The 14,992-nt window shown below is 74.2% G+C and carries 13 protein-coding genes; 8 read left to right on the top strand and 5 right to left on the bottom strand.

Translation table 11 applies throughout. The features are described from left to right. Positions 1 to 51: 51 nt before the first annotated feature. Positions 52 to 1,050 (bottom strand): DMT family transporter, encoded by a 999-nt coding sequence (locus BJP59_RS01900; protein ID WP_228485229.1) that lies wholly within the window; start codon positions 1,048 to 1,050, stop codon positions 52 to 54. An 82-nt stretch (positions 1,051 to 1,132) separates the two neighbouring features. On the opposite strand from BJP59_RS01900, the gene BJP59_RS01895 reads away from it, so the two are divergent. Then, positions 1,133 to 2,044 carry a LysR family transcriptional regulator gene (locus tag BJP59_RS01895; protein WP_162290333.1) on the top strand — a complete coding sequence of 304 codons (912 nt, stop codon included), beginning with the start codon at positions 1,133 to 1,135 and terminating at the stop codon, positions 2,042 to 2,044. A 16-nt stretch (positions 2,045 to 2,060) separates the two neighbouring features. Here BJP59_RS01895 and BJP59_RS01890 read toward each other — a convergent pair whose 3' ends face one another. Beyond that, positions 2,061 to 2,447, bottom strand: coding sequence for a YybH family protein (locus BJP59_RS01890; protein WP_021483152.1), 387 nt, complete (start codon positions 2,445 to 2,447; stop codon positions 2,061 to 2,063). 331 nt (positions 2,448 to 2,778) lie between these two features. Between BJP59_RS01890 and BJP59_RS01885 the strand changes: the two genes are divergently transcribed. Beyond that, positions 2,779 to 3,240, top strand: a complete 462-nt coding sequence (locus BJP59_RS01885; RefSeq protein WP_031316674.1) for a tRNA (cytidine(34)-2'-O)-methyltransferase — start codon at positions 2,779 to 2,781, stop codon at positions 3,238 to 3,240. Between the two features lie 121 nt (positions 3,241 to 3,361). Next, the gene (locus tag BJP59_RS01880) at positions 3,362 to 3,694 is read left to right on the top strand and encodes a hypothetical protein (protein ID WP_021483154.1); all 333 of its coding nucleotides are present in this window, start codon (positions 3,362 to 3,364) and stop codon (positions 3,692 to 3,694) included. Positions 3,695 to 3,778: 84 nt separating this feature from the next. Here BJP59_RS01880 and BJP59_RS01875 read toward each other — a convergent pair whose 3' ends face one another. Together BJP59_RS01875 and xylA are read right to left on the bottom strand one after the other, a co-directional pair. Continuing rightward, on the bottom strand, positions 3,779 to 5,374 hold the full coding sequence (locus BJP59_RS01875; RefSeq protein ID WP_228485228.1) for a xylulokinase: 1,596 nt from the start codon (positions 5,372 to 5,374) through the stop codon (positions 3,779 to 3,781). A 1-nt stretch (position 5,375) separates the two neighbouring features. Next, complete coding sequence (xylA, locus tag BJP59_RS01870) at positions 5,376 to 6,566, bottom strand: xylose isomerase (RefSeq protein ID WP_186325206.1); 1,191 nt, start codon at positions 6,564 to 6,566, stop codon at positions 5,376 to 5,378. Positions 6,567 to 6,667: 101 nt separating this feature from the next. Here xylA and BJP59_RS01865 point away from each other — a divergent pair, with 101 nt between their 5' ends. Then, entirely contained in the window at positions 6,668 to 7,897 is a 1,230-nt protein-coding gene (locus BJP59_RS01865) for an ROK family transcriptional regulator (protein ID WP_194522069.1), read from the top strand. Positions 7,898 to 7,996: 99 nt separating this feature from the next. Here BJP59_RS01865 and BJP59_RS01860 read toward each other — a convergent pair whose 3' ends face one another. Further along, entirely contained in the window at positions 7,997 to 9,064 is a 1,068-nt protein-coding gene (locus BJP59_RS01860; protein WP_228485227.1) for a LacI family DNA-binding transcriptional regulator, read from the bottom strand. 174 nt (positions 9,065 to 9,238) lie between these two features. Between BJP59_RS01860 and BJP59_RS01855 the strand changes: the two genes are divergently transcribed. The 4 genes from BJP59_RS01855 (at position 9,239) to BJP59_RS01840 (ending at position 14,919) form a co-directional block, all read left to right on the top strand. Next, a complete protein-coding gene (locus tag BJP59_RS01855; RefSeq protein WP_031315702.1) occupies positions 9,239 to 10,177 on the top strand; it encodes a carbohydrate ABC transporter permease in 939 nt (312 codons plus the stop codon). A gap of 2 nt (positions 10,178 to 10,179) precedes the next feature. After that, positions 10,180 to 11,136: a carbohydrate ABC transporter permease gene (locus BJP59_RS01850; RefSeq protein WP_194522068.1), complete on the top strand. Its 957-nt coding sequence runs from the start codon at positions 10,180 to 10,182 to the stop codon at positions 11,134 to 11,136. A gap of 84 nt (positions 11,137 to 11,220) precedes the next feature. Beyond that, the gene (locus BJP59_RS01845) at positions 11,221 to 12,561 is read left to right on the top strand and encodes an ABC transporter substrate-binding protein (protein WP_021481965.1); all 1,341 of its coding nucleotides are present in this window, start codon (positions 11,221 to 11,223) and stop codon (positions 12,559 to 12,561) included. Positions 12,562 to 12,702: 141 nt separating this feature from the next. Beyond that, entirely contained in the window at positions 12,703 to 14,919 is a 2,217-nt protein-coding gene (locus BJP59_RS01840; protein WP_194522067.1) for a beta-galactosidase, read from the top strand. The last annotated feature ends 73 nt before the right edge of the window (positions 14,920 to 14,992 follow it).

Genomic DNA, 14,992 nt, shown 5'->3' with positions numbered 1-14,992 from the left:
TGCACCGGGCGGGCTGGTTACGTCGGGGCCGGGTCGTACGGCCGGACCGGGTCAGGCTCGCGCGGCCGGCACCGGGGGCACCGGGGCGACCCGCCGCCGCGGGAGCGTCGCGACCGCGACCCCGGCGAGGCACAGCGCGCCGCCCGCGAAGGTGACCGGCGCCGGGACCTCCGCGAGCACGAGCCAGGAGAGCACCACCACGAGCGGCGGGACGAGATACGTCGTCGCCGCGGCCCGGCCCGCGCTGAGCCGCGAGAGCGCGTAGCCCCACGTCGTGAACGCGACGGCCGTCGGGCCGAGCCCGAGCAGCACGACCGCCCACGTCGACGACGGCGGCGCCGCGGCGGCGTCGGCCGCGAGCGCCGGGGCGAACGGCAGGAGCGCGACCGTGCCCGCGAGGCACCCGACCCACGTCATCGTCAGGGCGTCGAGGTGCGCGAGGAGGCGCTTCTGCGACGTCGCACCCGCGGCGTAGAGGACGGCGGCGGTGAGCCCGAGCGCCACGCCGACGACGTCGCGCTCGCCCGAGGAGGTCGCGGCCGCGATGATCGCGACCCCGGCGAACGCCGAGGCCATGCCGACGAGCAGGCGCCGCGGGAAGCCCTCGCCGAGCAGGACGCCGGCGAGCACCGCGACGAGGACGGGCGCGACGTTGACGAGGAGCGCCGTCGTGCCGGCGTCGAGGTGCTGCTCGGCCGCGTTGAGCGCGAGGTTGTAGAGGCTGAACCAGCCCACGCCCCACGCGAGGACGCCCGCGAGCACGCGGCCGCGGGGCAGCACGGGCCGGTGCCCGCTGCGGAGCCACCGCACGGCGACGACGGCGGTGAGCCCGAGGCTGCCCGCGAGCTGGCGGCCCAGGGCGAGCGACCCGGGCGCGTAGTCGTGCCCGGCGGCGCGCACGCCGATGAACGCCGACGCCCACAGCACGACGGTCACGGCCACCGCGAGGACGACGGGCAGCCCGGCGCGACGGGCCGGTCCGCGGGCGGAGGGCAGGCCGGGCCGGGCGGAGCCGACGGGTGTCGTCGTCGAGGTCTCGGGTGCGGTCACGGGTCGATCGTCGCCCCGCCGCACCGTTCAGCACCAGCACGTGTTCCTACCGTTCGATGCAGTACGGCTGTAGCGTGAGGGGATGCTGGACGTGCATCGTCTCCGGATCTTCCGCTCCGTCGTCGCGAGCGGCTCGGTCCAGGCCGCCGCCGCCAACCTCGGGTACACGCCGTCGGCGGTGAGCCAGCACGTGGCCGCGCTCCAGCGCGAGACCGGGCTCGCGCTCCTCGAGCGCGCCGGGCGGGGCGTCCGGCCGACGGCCGCCGGGCTCGAGCTCGCCGCGCAGGCCGACCGCGTGCTCGCCCGGCTCGGCGAGGTCGAGGCCGTCGTCGCGGACCTGCGCGCCGGGCGGACCGGGACCCTGTCTCTCATGTACTTCGCCTCCGCCGGCTCCGCGTGGCTGCCGCGTGTCGTCCGACGGCTCACGACCGAGTTCCCCGGGGTCCGGCTCGACCTCGCCCTCGGCGAGGCGATCCCCGACGATCCCGACGCCCGCGCCGACGTGCAGGTCGCCGTCGCGTCGCCCGCCTTCGTCCCCGGCACCGGGTTCCGGGCGCACCACCTGCTGGACGACCCCTACGTCGCCGTCCTCCCCGCCGACCACCCGCTCGCCGGGCAGCCCGAGGTGGAGATCGCCGCGCTCGCGACGGAGCGCTGGGTCGACAACGACTTCGCCCGCGGGTGGTGCCGCCGCAACCTCGTCGAGGCGTGCACCGCGGCGGGGTTCAGCCCGCCGTTCCACGTCGAGGCCCACGACTACCCGACGGCGGTCGCGTTCGTCGGCGCGGGCATCGGCATCACGGTGCTGCCGCGGCTCGGCGCGGTGCACCTGCCGCCCGGCCTCGTCGCCGTCCCGGTCGTGCGGCCCGCGCCCGTCCGGTCGGTCTACGCCGTCGTGCGCGACGCCGCCGCCTCGACCCCGCCCGCCCGGGCGGTGCTCGACGAGCTGCGCGCGGTGGCGCGCGCGGGCGCCGCCGAACCGGCCGCGCGCTGAGCGCCGACGCCGCCCGTCACCCGGCGCTGTAGGAGCGGCCGGGCCAGTAGGCCCACTCCTCGAAGTGCTCGACGCGGCCGTCGGGGGCGAACCGCAGGACCCACAGGTCGCGGTACTCCTGCTCGCGCGGGGCGAGGTAGCGGACCTCGAGGCGCACGACGGCGTCCGGGCCGTCCACCGCGACGGGCTCCGCCGTCACCGTGAAGCGCGCGTCCTCGTCCACGCGCCAGAACCCCCGGATCGCGTCGTGGCCGTGCAGGGGCTCGTCGTCGTAGGGCGAGCGCAGGTACGTCGCGTCCGGGGTGAAGAGCCGCTCCACGGCGTCGGCGTCGCTCGCGCGCCACGCCTCCTCGTACGCGGCGACCCAGGCCATGACCTCCTCGCGGCCGCGCTCGCCGGTCATCGGTGGCCCGCCGCGGGGCGAACAGGGATGGTCTGGTGCACGAGAACCTCCACGGTGGTCGTCGTCGACCCGTCGACGCTACCGAGGTAGAGCCGAGGTCCGCGAGGTAGAGCCCCGGTCCCCCGAGGGAGAGCCCAGGTCCCGCCCTGGCTGGCTACCACGCCTCTACCTCCGCAAGGCCAGCCCGCTACCTCGGCAGGGCGCGCCCCGTGCCGCGGGGGCGCACCTCCCTCGCAGCGCTGCGAGAATCGGGGGCGTGAGCGAGACCCCCGACCCCCGCACCGACTGGCGGCCGCACGTCGCCGACCCGGCCGCCCGACCGCCGTCGACCCTGCCGCACGTGGTGTTCTTCGAGCCGCGCATCCCGGGGAACACGGGCAACGCGATCCGCCTCGCCGCCGTGACCGGGGCGCGTCTGCACCTGGTCGAGCCGCTGGGCTTCGACCTGGACGAGCCCAAGCTGCGCCGCGCGGGGCTGGACTACCACGACCTCGCGAGCGTCGAGGTGCACGCGGACCTCGACGCCGCGCTCGCGACCCTCCCGGGCCGGGTGTTCGCGTTCACGACCCGCGCGACGACGTCGTTCACCGACGTGACGTACCGGCCCGACGACGTCCTGCTGTTCGGCCCCGAGCCGACGGGCCTGCCCGACGACGCGCTGGCCCACGACCGGATCACGGACCAGCTGAAGATCCCCATGCTGCCCGGTCGCCGGTCGCTCAACCTCACCAACGCGGCGTCGATCGCCGTCTACGAGGCGTGGCGCCAGACGGGCTTCGCGGGCGGCACATAAGGGAAAGCACGTACCTGGCGAGGGTCAAATTTACGTACTGCTCGAGTTGCTGACAGTGCAGCGCCACGGTGAACTGTGGCCGGGCCGATCGCGGCCCCCCACACCTGAGCAAAGGAGCTCCATGCGAACTCTCCGACTGCGCGCCCTGGCCGTCTCCGCCCTCGTTGCCGCTGCCGTCGCGATCGCCCCCTCGGCGAGCGCGGCCCCCTACGACGGCGGCGTGTGCACGTTCGACGTGACCCGGACCGGAAACGTCTTCACCGTGAGCGCGGGCACGTGCGACTGGGTGCTGCTCGAGGTCTACGGCAACGCGTACGGGACGAACCTCAACCGGTCGGTCTCGACGACGTCGGTCGCGTCGGTGGAGATCGCCGGACCGGTCTGGGGCGTGACCGGCGCCGCCGCGGTGGGCCGCAAGGCTGGCGTGACGGGCCCTGTCGTCCGCGTGCTCTGACCGCTCCTGCCCACCGTCGTGGGCGCACGAAGGGCCCGACCCCTCACGGGGGGCCGGGCCCTTCCCTGCTGTCGCGAGGTCGTGTCAGACGAGGTCGCGGACCGCCGCGTACTGCTCGCGGATGGCCGGGACCGGGTCGGCCTCGACCACCGTGGCCGACGACGCGGCCCACGTGGGCGGGGCGACGTCCGCACCAGAGCCGCCCGCCTCGTGCGCGGCGAGGACCCACGCCGCCTGGCGCGCGGCGCCGTCGGCCACGTACTCGCCGGGCTCGGGGACCGTGACGGGCAGGCCGAGGACCTGCGGCGCGATGCGCCGGACCGCCTCGGACTGCGCGCCGCCGCCGATGAGCTGCACGCGCTCGACCCGGACGCCGAGCGCCCGCAGCGCGTCGAGCCCGTCCGCGAGGCCGCACAGCATGCCCTCGACGTACGCGCGCGCGAGGTGCTCCGGCGTCGACGTGCCGAGCCGGATCCCGTGCAGCGTGCCGGACGCGTCAGGGCGGTTCGGCATGCGCTCGCCCTCCAGGTACGGCACGAGCACGAGCCCGTCCGCGCCGGGAGGCGCCTGGAGCGCGAGCCGCGACAGCCCCGCGTGGTCGACGCCGAGCACCGCGCGCGCGGCGTCGAGCACCCGGCTCGCGTTGAGCGTCACCGCGAGCAGCAGGTACCGGCCCGTCGCGTCGGAGAACCCGTTGACGAGGCCGGAGCCGTCCGCCGTGCGGTCGTCGGTCACGGCCGACACGACGCCCGACGTCCCGATCGACACCGCGACGTCGCCCGCGACCATGCCGAGGCCGAGCGCCGCACCGGCGTTGTCGCCCGCGCCGGGGCCGAGCAGCGTGCCGCCCTCGACCGCGCTCCCGGCGACCGAGGGGTGCGCGACGCCCGCCGTCGCCGACGGCCCGACGACGCGCGGCAGCACGACGTCGGTCCGTCCGAGCGCGAGCTCCAGCAGGTCGAGGCGGTACGCACCCCGGCCGTCGGGGCCGTCGTCCCTCGTCGCGTCGTAGTAGCCCGTGCCTGACGCGTCGGACGCGTCGGTGACGAGCGCGTCGAGGTCCGGCCCGAGCGGCGCGGACTCGTCGCCCGCGGGGCCGTACCCCGCGATGCGCCACGTGAGCCAGTCGTGCGGCAGCGCGACGGCGGCGACGCGCGCCGCGTTCTCCGGCTCGGCGTCGCGCAGCCAGCGCAGCTTCGTCACCGTGAGCGACGCGACCGGCACGGACCCGATCGCGTCGGCCCACGCCTGGGCGCCCGCCTCGGTCGCGGACTCGACCCGGTCGTGGGCGTCGGGGACGCCCTCGGCGAGGCGGGCCTCGCCGAGCTCCCGGATCAGGTCGCGCGCCGCGGGCGCCGAGCGCGTGTCGTTCCACAGGAGCGCGTCGCGCACGACGTTCCCGTCCGCGTCGAGCGCGACGAGACCGTGCTGCTGGCCGCCGACGGCGAGCGCCGCGACGTCGTCGAGCCCGCCCGCCGCGGACGCGGCCTCGCGGAACGCCTCCCACCACGCGTCGGGGTGGACCTCGGTACCGTCGGGGTGCTTGGCCGACCCGGTGCGCACGAGGGCGCCCGTCGCGGCGTCGCGCACGACGACCTTGCAGGACTGCGTGGACGTGTCGACGCCGGCGACGAGCACGCGCTCGCCGCCGGCGTCGGACGTCCTGGCGTCGGTGGCCACCTCAGCCGATGAGGTGCTCGAGCGCGAGCTGGTTGAGGCGCACGAAGCCGAAGTCGCGGTTCGCCGCGGCGTCGACGTCGAACTCCTCGTACGCGCTGCGGTCCGCGAGCAGGTCGGCCACGGACTCGCCCTCGCCCAGCGTGGGCTGGCCGAGCTCGAACACGCCCGAGTGCGCGAACGCCTCCTGGACGCGGCTGTCGGCGCGGTACGCCGCGGCCTTGCGCGCGAGCAGGCGGTAGGTCTCCATGTTGGCGCGCGCGGAGTCCCACACGCCGACCTCGTTCTCGGTGCGCGACGGCTTGTAGTCGAAGTGACGCGGGCCCGTGTACGTGGGGCCGCCGTTCGGGAAGCCGTTCTCGAGCAGGTCGACCGTGAAGAACGCGGAGAGCAGGTCGCCGTGGCCGAACACGAGGTCCTGGTCGAACTTGATCGAGCGCTGGCCGTTGAGGTCGATGTGGAAGAGCTTGCCCGCCCACAGCGCCTGCGCGAGGCCGTGCGTGTAGTTGAGGCCCGCCATCTGCTCGTGGCCCGTCTCCGGGTTGAGGCCCACGATGTCGCCGTTGTCGAGCTTCGCGATGAGGCCGAGCGCGTGGCCGATGGTCGGCAGGAAGATGTCGCCGCGGGGCTCGTTCGGCTTCGGCTCGAGCGCGATCTTGAGGTCGTAGCCCTTCTCCTTGATGTACGCCGCGGTGAGGTCGAGGCCCTCGGCGTAGCGCTCGTGCGCGGAGTGCAGGTCCTTGGCGCCGTCGTACTCGGTGCCCTCGCGGCCGCCCCACATGACGAACGTCTTGGCGCCGAGCTCGGCGGTGAGGTCGACGTTGCGCAGCACCTTGCGCAGCGCGTAGCGGCGCACGCCGCGGTCGTTCGACGTGAGGCCGCCGTCCTTGAAGACGGGGTGGCTGAACAGGTTGGTCGTCACCATCTCGATGACGAGGCCCGTGTCCTCCGCGGCCTGGCGCACCGCGTCGAGGCGCTTGGTGCGCTCGGCGTCGTCCGCGCCGAAGGGGACGACGTCGTCGTCGTGGAACGTGAAGCCCCACGCGCCGAGGTCGGCCAGACGACGCACCGACTCGGCCGGGTCGAGCGCCGGGCGGCTCGCGCTGCCGAACTGGTCCTGCGCGGTCCAGCCCACGGTCCACAGACCGAAGGAGAAGTTGATGTCTGCGTCGTGTCGGGTGGTCTCGTCGGCCACGGTGGTCTCCTCGTCGAGAGGGCCGGAGCGACGTCGGTCGACCCCGGCCTATTTATGTCGTACGGCTGAACTTATCCGTCCGGGTCGGTAAGGTCAAGACCGTGAACCGCAGCGTCGCGACCCGGACGGGTCCCCCAGCAGCCCGCCAGGCCACGCTGCGCGAGCACAACCTCGCGCTGGTCGCGCGGGCCGTGTTCGAGGCGTCGCACCCGTGCTCGCGCGCCGACATCGCCGGCGCGAGCGGGCTCACGCGCGCCACCGTCTCGACACTCGTCGACCGCCTCGTCGCCGCCGGGATCGTGGCCGAGCTGCCGCCCGCCACCCCGCAGCGCGCCGGGCGGCCCGCCGTGCCGCTCGCCCCCGCGCCGCGCACCCTCGTGGGCCTCGGGCTCGAGGTGAACGTCGACTACCTCGGCGGGCGCGTGCTCGACCTCACCGGCGCCGTCGTCGCCGAGCAGGTCGACCCCGACGACCTCCACGACAGCGACCCCACCGAGGTGCTCGCCCGCCTCGGCCGCATCGCGCACGACCTCCTCGCCCAGGTCCGCGCCGACGGCATGACGGTCGCGGGCGCGCGCCTCGCCCTGCCCGGCCTCGTCGACCCGCGCGCCGGCCGGCTCGAGGTCGCACCCAACCTCGGCTGGTCCCACCTCGACCCCGTCCGCCTCCTCGGGCTCAGCCCCGACGTCGCCGTCGAGATCGGGAACGAGGCCAAGCTCGCCGCGCTCGCCCAGGCGAGCCACGGCGTCGTGCCCGACGACGCGACCGGGCCCGCGCCCTCGACGTATCTCTACGTGTCGGGCGACGTGGGCATCGGGTCCGCGATCGTCGTCGACCGCCGCCTGTTCCACGGCCGCCACGGCTGGACGGGCGAGGTCGGGCACGTCGTCGTCGACCCGCACGGCCCCCGGTGCCGCTGCGGAGCGACGGGCTGCCTGGAGCAGTACGCGGGCAAGGACGCGCTCCTGCGCGGCGCGGGCCTCCCCGTCGACGCGCCCACCGGGGCGCTCGTCGCCGCCCTCGACGCCGGCGAGCCGGACGCGCTCGCCGCGGTCGAGCGCGCCGGGACCGCGCTCGGCAGCGCCCTCGCCGACTACGTCAACCTCGTCGACATCGACACCGTCCTGCTCGGCGGCATCTACCCCGCGCTCCTGCCCTACCTGCGCCCCGCCGCCGAGGCCGAGCTCCGGGCCCGCGTCCTCGCCGCCCCCTGGACCGACGTCGTGCTGCTGCCCGCGCCCGTCGGCGACCACGCCGCGCTCACGGGCGGCGCGCGCGAGGTGCTGCGCGGGGTCGTCGAGGACCCGAGCGCCTGGGTCGCCGACGACTGACCAGGTGATCCTGGCGGGCCGAGCAGGTGGTTCGCGCGCGTCCCGCGACCAGGACGAGCCCGGACCACCTGCTCGGCCGGGCGGGCACGAACCCGGGGTCTAGCTCGGGGGCGGGGCGGTGCTCGCTCGCTCGACGAGGCGGGTCGGGACGAGGCGGGTGCCGGTCTCGTGGACGCCCTCGCGGACCTGCCGGAGCACCTGCGCGACGAGCCGGCGCCCGACCTCGGCGAAGTCCTGGTGGACGGTCGTGAGCGGGGGCAGGAACTCGCTGGACTCGGGCAGGTCGTCGAACCCGACGACGCTCACGTCCTGCGGGACCCGTCGGCCGGAGTCGTGCAGGGCCCGGACGAGCCCGAGGGCCATCTGGTCGTTGGCGACGAACACGGCGGTGAGGTCGTCGCGGCGCGCGAGGCGCAGCCCGGCCTCGTACCCGGACGACGGCGACCAGTCGCCCCGCTCGATCGGCGGGACCTCGCGGCCCGCCTCTTCCAGGGTCGCCCGCCAGGCGGAGGTGCGGCGCTCGGCCGCGAACGAGAGCGCGGGCCCCGCGAGGTGGTGCACGGTCCGGTGCCCGAGGTCGAGCAGGTGCCGCACGGCCTGGCGGGTGCCGTCGGCCTGGTCCGTGTCGACGACGGCGTAGCTCTCGCCCGCGTCGGAGTCGGCGACGACGACCTGGACGCCGGGCGGCAGGCTGACCTGCGCGACGTCGAGGAGGTGCACCTCCATGAGCAGGATGATCGCGTCGACCGCGAGCTCGCCGAGGCGCGTGAAGGCGCCGTGGACGCCGTCCTGGGTGGGCGCCGCGACGGGGATGACCGTGATGGCGTAGCCCTCGGCGGCGGCCGAGGTCGCGATGGCCTCGAGCGTGCGGACGTTGCCCGTGGTCGCGAGCGAGAAGAGGATGACGCCGATCGTGCGGAACGACCCGCTCTTCAGCGCGCGGGCCGCGCTGTTGGGCCGGTAGCCGAGCTCGGTCATCGCCTCGAGGACGCGCGAGCGCGTGCTCTCGACGACGCCCGGGTGCCCGTTGGAGACGCGGGAGACGGTCTGCGCGGAGACCCCGGCGACGCGCGCGACGTCGGCCATCGAGACGCGCCGTGCCGTGCGGACGGCAGCCCCCCCGGTGCGCGTCAGGGCGGGGGTCTCGTCGTCGAGCCCGTCGGTCATGGCGTCCTCGTCCTCGTGGTGTCGGCACAGTACCCGTGCCGGACCGGTGTCGTGGCCGGTCAGGACCCACAGTAGGCGATGTTTGCGCAAACACCGAACCTCGTGCCATGCTCATGTTTACGCAAACAACGGCGACGACGGACGTCGCCGTCCCCCGATGACGAGGACCACAGCATGACGACGACGTCCCCACCCGTGGCAGCGCTCCGGCCACCGGTCGGCGCTCCTTCGTCCCTCCCGGCACGGCGCCGACGGCGCTCGTGGACCGGCTGGGGCTTCGTGGGGCCGTTCATGGCGGTCTTCGCGCTCGTGTTCCTCGCACCGATCGCGTACTCGATCTACCTCAGCCTGTTCCGCACCCAGATGGTGGGCGGCACGCAGTTCGTCGGGTTCGAGAACTACGCCCGCGCGTTCTCGGACCCGCAGTTCTGGTCGGGCGTGTCTCGCGTCGGGCTGTTCCTCGTGGTCCAGGTCCCGATCATGCTCGGCATCGCGCTGCTCGTCGCGCTCGCGATCGACTCCGGGCGCCTGTACGGGCGGAACTTCTTCCGGATCTCGATCTTCCTCCCCTACGCCGTCCCGGCCGTCGTCGCGACGCTCATGTGGGGCTTCATGTACGGGACGCGCTTCGGCCTCGTCGCGAACATCAACGACGCGCTCGGCACGACGATCCCCAACCCGCTCTCCCCCGACTGGGTGCTGCTGTCGATCGGCAACATCGTGACCTGGGAGTTCGTGGGCTACAACATGCTCATCTTCTACTCGGCGCTGCGCGTCGTGCCGACCTCGCTCTACGAGGCCGCCGAGCTCGACGGCGCGTCCCAGTGGCAGGTCGTCCGGGCGATCAAGATCCCCGCGATCCGGGGCTCGCTCGTCATCGCGACGATCTTCTCGATCATCGGCTCGTTCCAGCTCTTCAACGAGCCGAGCATCCTGCAGAGCCTCGCGCCGAACGCGATCACGACGTACTTCACCCCGAACCTGTACGCGTACTCGCTGTCGTTCTCCGGCCAGCAGTACAACTACTCGGCGACCGTCGCCATCATCATGGGCGTCCTCACGATGATCGTGGCCTACGTCGTCCAGCTGCGCGGCATGCGCAAGGAGGCCTGACGATGACCGCCACGACCCCCTCGACCCCGGCGGTCCCCGCCGCGTCCCGCACGACGACGAGCGCCACGACGCGCAAGCCCGTGCGCCTGCGCTCGCGCGCCCCGCACGGCGTCACGCGCCCGCGCCGCAGCGCCCTGCTGACGGTCCTCACGGGGATCGTCCTGCTCTACGCGCTCGTGCCGCTGTTCTGGCTCGTCGTCAACGCGTCCAAGACGCAGTCGAGCCTGTTCTCCTCGTTCGGCCTGTGGTTCAGCGGCGACTTCGCGCTCTTCGACAACATCGCCCGGACGCTCGCCTACGACGGCGGCATCTTCGGTCGCTGGTTCGCGAACACGCTGCTGTACGTGGTGGTCGGGGCCGGCGGCGCGACGTTCCTCGCGGTGCTCGGCGGCTACGCGCTCGCGAAGTTCGACTTCCCCGGCAAGCGCGGCGTGTTCGCGACGGTCATCGGCGCGGTCGCGGTGCCGGGCACGGCCCTGGCCGTCCCGACGTTCCTCATGTTCAGCCAGATGGGGCTGACGAACACCCCGTGGGCCGTCATCATCCCGTCGCTCATCTCGCCGTTCGGCCTCTACCTCATGTGGGTGTTCGCCGCCGAGTCGATCCCGACCGAGCTGCTCGAGGCCGCGCGCGTGGACGGGTCGAGCGAGGGGCGCACGTTCTTCCAGGTGTCGCTGCCGCTGCTCGCGCCCGGGATCGTCACGGTCCTGCTCTTCACGATGGTCGCGACGTGGAACAACTACTTCCTGCCGCTGATCATGCTCAAGGACCCCGACTGGTACCCGCTGACGCTCGGCCTCAACGCGTGGAACGCGCAGGCCGCGACCGCCGGCGGCGAGGCGATCTTCGACCTCGTGATCACCGGCTCGCTCCTCACGATCCTGCCGCTCGTCGCGGCCTTCCTCCTGCTCCAGCGCTACTGGCAGTCCGGCCTCGCGGCCGGTTCCGTCAAGGAGTGACGCCCGCGCCGCCGCACGGGCCGGCCCACCACCCCCGCACCCACCCCGCCCGATCCGTCTGACGACGAAGTGAGAGGAACCCTCATGTCCATCCGCACCACCCGCGCCCTGCGCGCTGTCGCCGCCACCGGCGTCGTCGCGCTGGCCCTGGCCGCCTGCAGCTCGGGCGGCGGCAACGACTCCGGCGGGGACGCCGGCTCGGCCGACGACGTCGCCGCGGCCCTCGAGGAGGGCGGCAGCCTCACGGTGTGGGCCTGGGAGCCCACGCTCGAGCAGGTCGTCAGCGACTTCGAGGCCGAGTACCCGAACGTCGACGTCGAGCTCGTCAACGCGGGCACCGGCAACGACCAGTACACCGCCCTCCAGAACGCGATCGCCGCCGGCAAGGGCGTGCCTGACGTCGCGCAGGTCGAGTACTACGCGCTCCCGCAGTTCGCGCTGTCGGACGCCGTCGCCGACCTGTCGTCGTTCGGCGCCGACGAGCTCGACGGGACCTTCACCCCCGGGCCGTGGAACGCCGTCCAGCAGGGCGAGGGCATCTACGGCCTGCCCATGGACTCCGGCCCCATGGCCCTCTTCTACAACGAGGAGGTCTTCACGCAGCACGGCATCGAGGTGCCGACGACGTGGGACGGCTTCGTCGAGGCGGCGCGCGCCCTGCACGCGGCCGACCCGAACGTGTACATCACCAACGACACGGGCGACGCCGGGTTCACGACGTCGCTCATCTGGCAGGCCGGCGGCCAGCCGTTCCAGGTCGACGGCACGGACGTGACGATCGACCTCGCGGACGAGGGCAGCACGCAGTTCGCGCAGACCTGGCAGACGCTCATCGACGAGGACCTCCTCGCGCCCGTCAGCTCGTGGAGCGACGAGTGGTACCAGGGCCTCGGCAACGGCACGATCGCGACGCTCGCGATCGGCGCGTGGATGCCCGCGAACCTCGAGTCGGGCGTGCCCGACGGCGCGGGCAAGTGGCGCGTCGCCCCGCTCCCCCAGTGGGAGGAGGGCGCGTCCGCGAGCGCCGAGAACGGCGGCTCCGCGCTGTCCGTCCCGGCCGCGAGCTCGAACCAGGCGCTCGCCTACGGGTTCCTCGAGTACGCGAACGCGGGCGACGGCGTGCAGACGCGCGTGGACGGCGGCGCGTTCCCGGCCACGACGGCCGAGCTGGAGTCCGACGAGTTCCAGGGCTTCGAGTCCGAGTACTTCGGCGGCCAGAAGATCAACGAGGTCCTCGCGCAGTCGGCGTCCGACGTCGTCGAGGGCTGGTCGTACCTGCCGTTCCAGGTCTACGCGAACTCGATCTTCAACGACACCGTGGGCCAGGCCTACGTCTCGGGCACGACCCTCGCCGACGGCCTGAAGGCCTGGCAGGACGCGTCCGCGAAGTACGGCACCGAGCAGGGGTTCACCGTCACCGAGTGACCCGGCCCCGCCGGCCGCCCGCCAGGGCGCCCGGCCCTGCCCCGTCGGCCGCGTGGTCGCGCCTCCCGGCGCGACCACGCGGCACCCCCGCCGACGGCCCACCCCGCCGTCGACCGCTCTGCGAGCACCTGAGGAGCCTGCATGTCTTCCCCCACCCCGTTCCGCTGGCTGCGCCGTCCCGGGCCGCACACGCCGCCGGGCGAGCCCGGCGCGTACACGCCGTCGGGCCTGTCCTACGGCGCGGACTACAACCCGGACCAGTGGCCGCGCGAGGTCTGGGACGAGGACGTGCGCCTCATGCGCGAGGCGGGCGTGACGGTGGTCTCGCTCGCGATCTTCTCGTGGGCCCGCATCCAGCCGACCGAGGACACGTGGGACTTCGCGTGGCTGGACGACGCGATGGACCTGCTCCACGAGCACGGCATCACGGTCGACCTGGCGACGGCGACGGCCTCGCCACCGCCGTGGCTGACGACGAAGCACCCGGAGGTCCTGCCGCAGACGCGCACGGGCGAGACCCTGTGGCCGGGCGCGCGGCAGCAGTGGCGCCCGACGTCGCCGGTCTTCCGGGAGCACGCGCTGCGCCTCGTCGAGCGCATGGCCGAGCGGTACGGCGACCACCCGGCGCTCGTCGCGTGGCACGTGTCGAACGAGCTCGGCTGCCACAACGTCTACGACTTCTCCGACGACGCGGCCGCGGCCTTCCGCGCGTGGCTGCGCGACCGCTACACGACGCTCGACGCGCTCAACGCCGCGTGGGGCACCGCGTTCTGGTCGCAGCGCTACAGCGCGTGGGAGCAGGTCCTCCCGCCGCGACTCGCCGCGTCGCACCCGAACCCGACCCAGCAGCTCGACTTCAAGCGCTTCTCGTCCGACGCGCTCCGCCAGTACCTGCGCGCCGAGGCGGAGATCCTGCGCCGCGTCACGCCGGACGTGCCCGTGACGACGAACTTCATGGTCATGGGCGAGACGAAGGGCATGGACTACGCCGCGTGGGCGGACGAGCTCGACTTCGTCTCCAACGACCACTACGTGCTGCCCGGCCCGCAGGCGCTCGACGAGCTGTCGTTCTCCGCGAACCTCACGGGAGGCATCGCCCGGCACCGCCCGTGGTTCCTCATGGAGCACTCGACGAGCGCGGTGAACTGGCAGCCCGTCAACGTCGCGAAGAAGCCGGGCGAGCTCGCGCGCGACTCGCTCACCCACGTCGCCCACGGCGCCGACGCGGTCTGCTACTTCCAGTGGCGCCAGTCCGCGGCCGGCGCGGAGAAGTACCACTCGGGCATGGTCCCGCACGCGGGCGAGCGCTCGCGCCTGTTCCGCGACGTCGTCGCGCTCGGCGCGACGCTGCGCGACCTCGCACCCGTCGCGGGCAGCACGCAGAAGCCCGCGCGCGCCGCGATCGTCTTCGACTGGGACTCGTGGTGGACGAGCGAGCTCGACTCCCACCCCACCGACCGGCTGCGCTACCGCCAGGAGGCGCTCGACTGGTACTCGGCGTTCCTCGCGCTCGGCGTCCGCGCGGACGTCGTGCCGTCCGCGACGGACCTCGCGACGTACGACGTCGTCGTGGCGCCGGTGCTGCACGTCGTCCCGGCCGGCCTGCGCGACCGCCTCACGGCGTTCGTCGAGGCGGGCGGCCACCTCGTCACGACCTACTTCTCGGGCGTCGTCGACCAGGACGACCACGCGTGGCTCGGCGGCTACCCGGGCGCGCTGCGCGACCTGCTCGGCATCCGGGTCGAGGAGTTCGCCCCGCTGCTGGACGGCGAGAGCGCGACGGTCGAGCTCGCGGGCGAGCAGCTCGAGGGCACGGTGTGGACCGAGCCGGTGGACGTCGTCGACCCGGACGTCGAGGTGCTGGGCTGGTACAAGACCGGCGAGCAGGCCGGCCGCGCCGCCGTGACGCGCCGGACGGTCCGCACCGGCGACGGCACGGGCGCCCGCGAGGGCTCCGCCGCCTACGTCTCCACGCGGTTCGGCCGCCAGGGCCTCGTCCCCGTGCTCGCCCGCCTGCTCGACGACGCGGGCGTGCGCAGCGAGCTGCCCGCCGCCGTGCGCGGCGACGTCGAGCTCGCGGTGCGCACCGACGGCACGGACGACTTCTGGTTCCTCGTCAACCGCACGGCGCGCCCGGTCGAGGTGCCCGACGTCGCGGGCGACGTCCTCGCCGGGCGGCGCCTCACGGCGTCGGGCACGAGGGCCGTCACGACGGACGGCATGGCGGAAGGCACGGCGGAGGCCCCGGTGGAGGGCACGGCGGGAGGCGCGCTGCTGCTCGAGCCGCGCGGCGTCGCGGTCGTCCGCCGCCCGGCCGCGCCGACCCCGCCGAGGAAGAACCCCGCCACCGCGAGGTAGAGCCCCGGTTCCACGAGGTAGAGCCCCAGTACCGCGAGGTAGAGGCCTGGTACCGCCGAGCTGGAGGCCGTGG

The organism is Cellulosimicrobium sp. JZ28 (assembly GCF_015327065.1).
In the GTDB taxonomy this organism is placed as follows: Bacteria; Actinomycetota; Actinomycetes; order Actinomycetales; family Cellulomonadaceae; genus Cellulosimicrobium; species Cellulosimicrobium funkei.
The sequence above is the reverse complement of the archived record's forward strand: the minus strand, read 5'-3'. Positions and strand labels throughout refer to the sequence as shown.

Coding starts and splice junctions, on each gene's coding strand:
- BJP59_RS01895 (WP_162290333.1), top strand. CDS start 1,133: ATGCTGGACGTGCATCGTCTCCGGATCTTCCGCTCCGTCGTCGCGAGC.
- BJP59_RS01890 (WP_021483152.1), bottom strand. CDS start 2,447: ATGACCGGCGAGCGCGGCCGCGAGGAGGTCATGGCCTGGGTCGCCGCG.
- BJP59_RS01880 (WP_021483154.1), top strand. CDS start 3,362: ATGCGAACTCTCCGACTGCGCGCCCTGGCCGTCTCCGCCCTCGTTGCC.
- BJP59_RS01860 (WP_228485227.1), bottom strand. CDS start 9,064: ATGACCGACGGGCTCGACGACGAGACCCCCGCCCTGACGCGCACCGGG.
- BJP59_RS01855 (WP_031315702.1), top strand. CDS start 9,239: ATGACGACGACGTCCCCACCCGTGGCAGCGCTCCGGCCACCGGTCGGC.
- BJP59_RS01850 (WP_194522068.1), top strand. CDS start 10,180: ATGACCGCCACGACCCCCTCGACCCCGGCGGTCCCCGCCGCGTCCCGC.
- BJP59_RS01845 (WP_021481965.1), top strand. CDS start 11,221: ATGTCCATCCGCACCACCCGCGCCCTGCGCGCTGTCGCCGCCACCGGC.
- BJP59_RS01840 (WP_194522067.1), top strand. CDS start 12,703: ATGTCTTCCCCCACCCCGTTCCGCTGGCTGCGCCGTCCCGGGCCGCAC.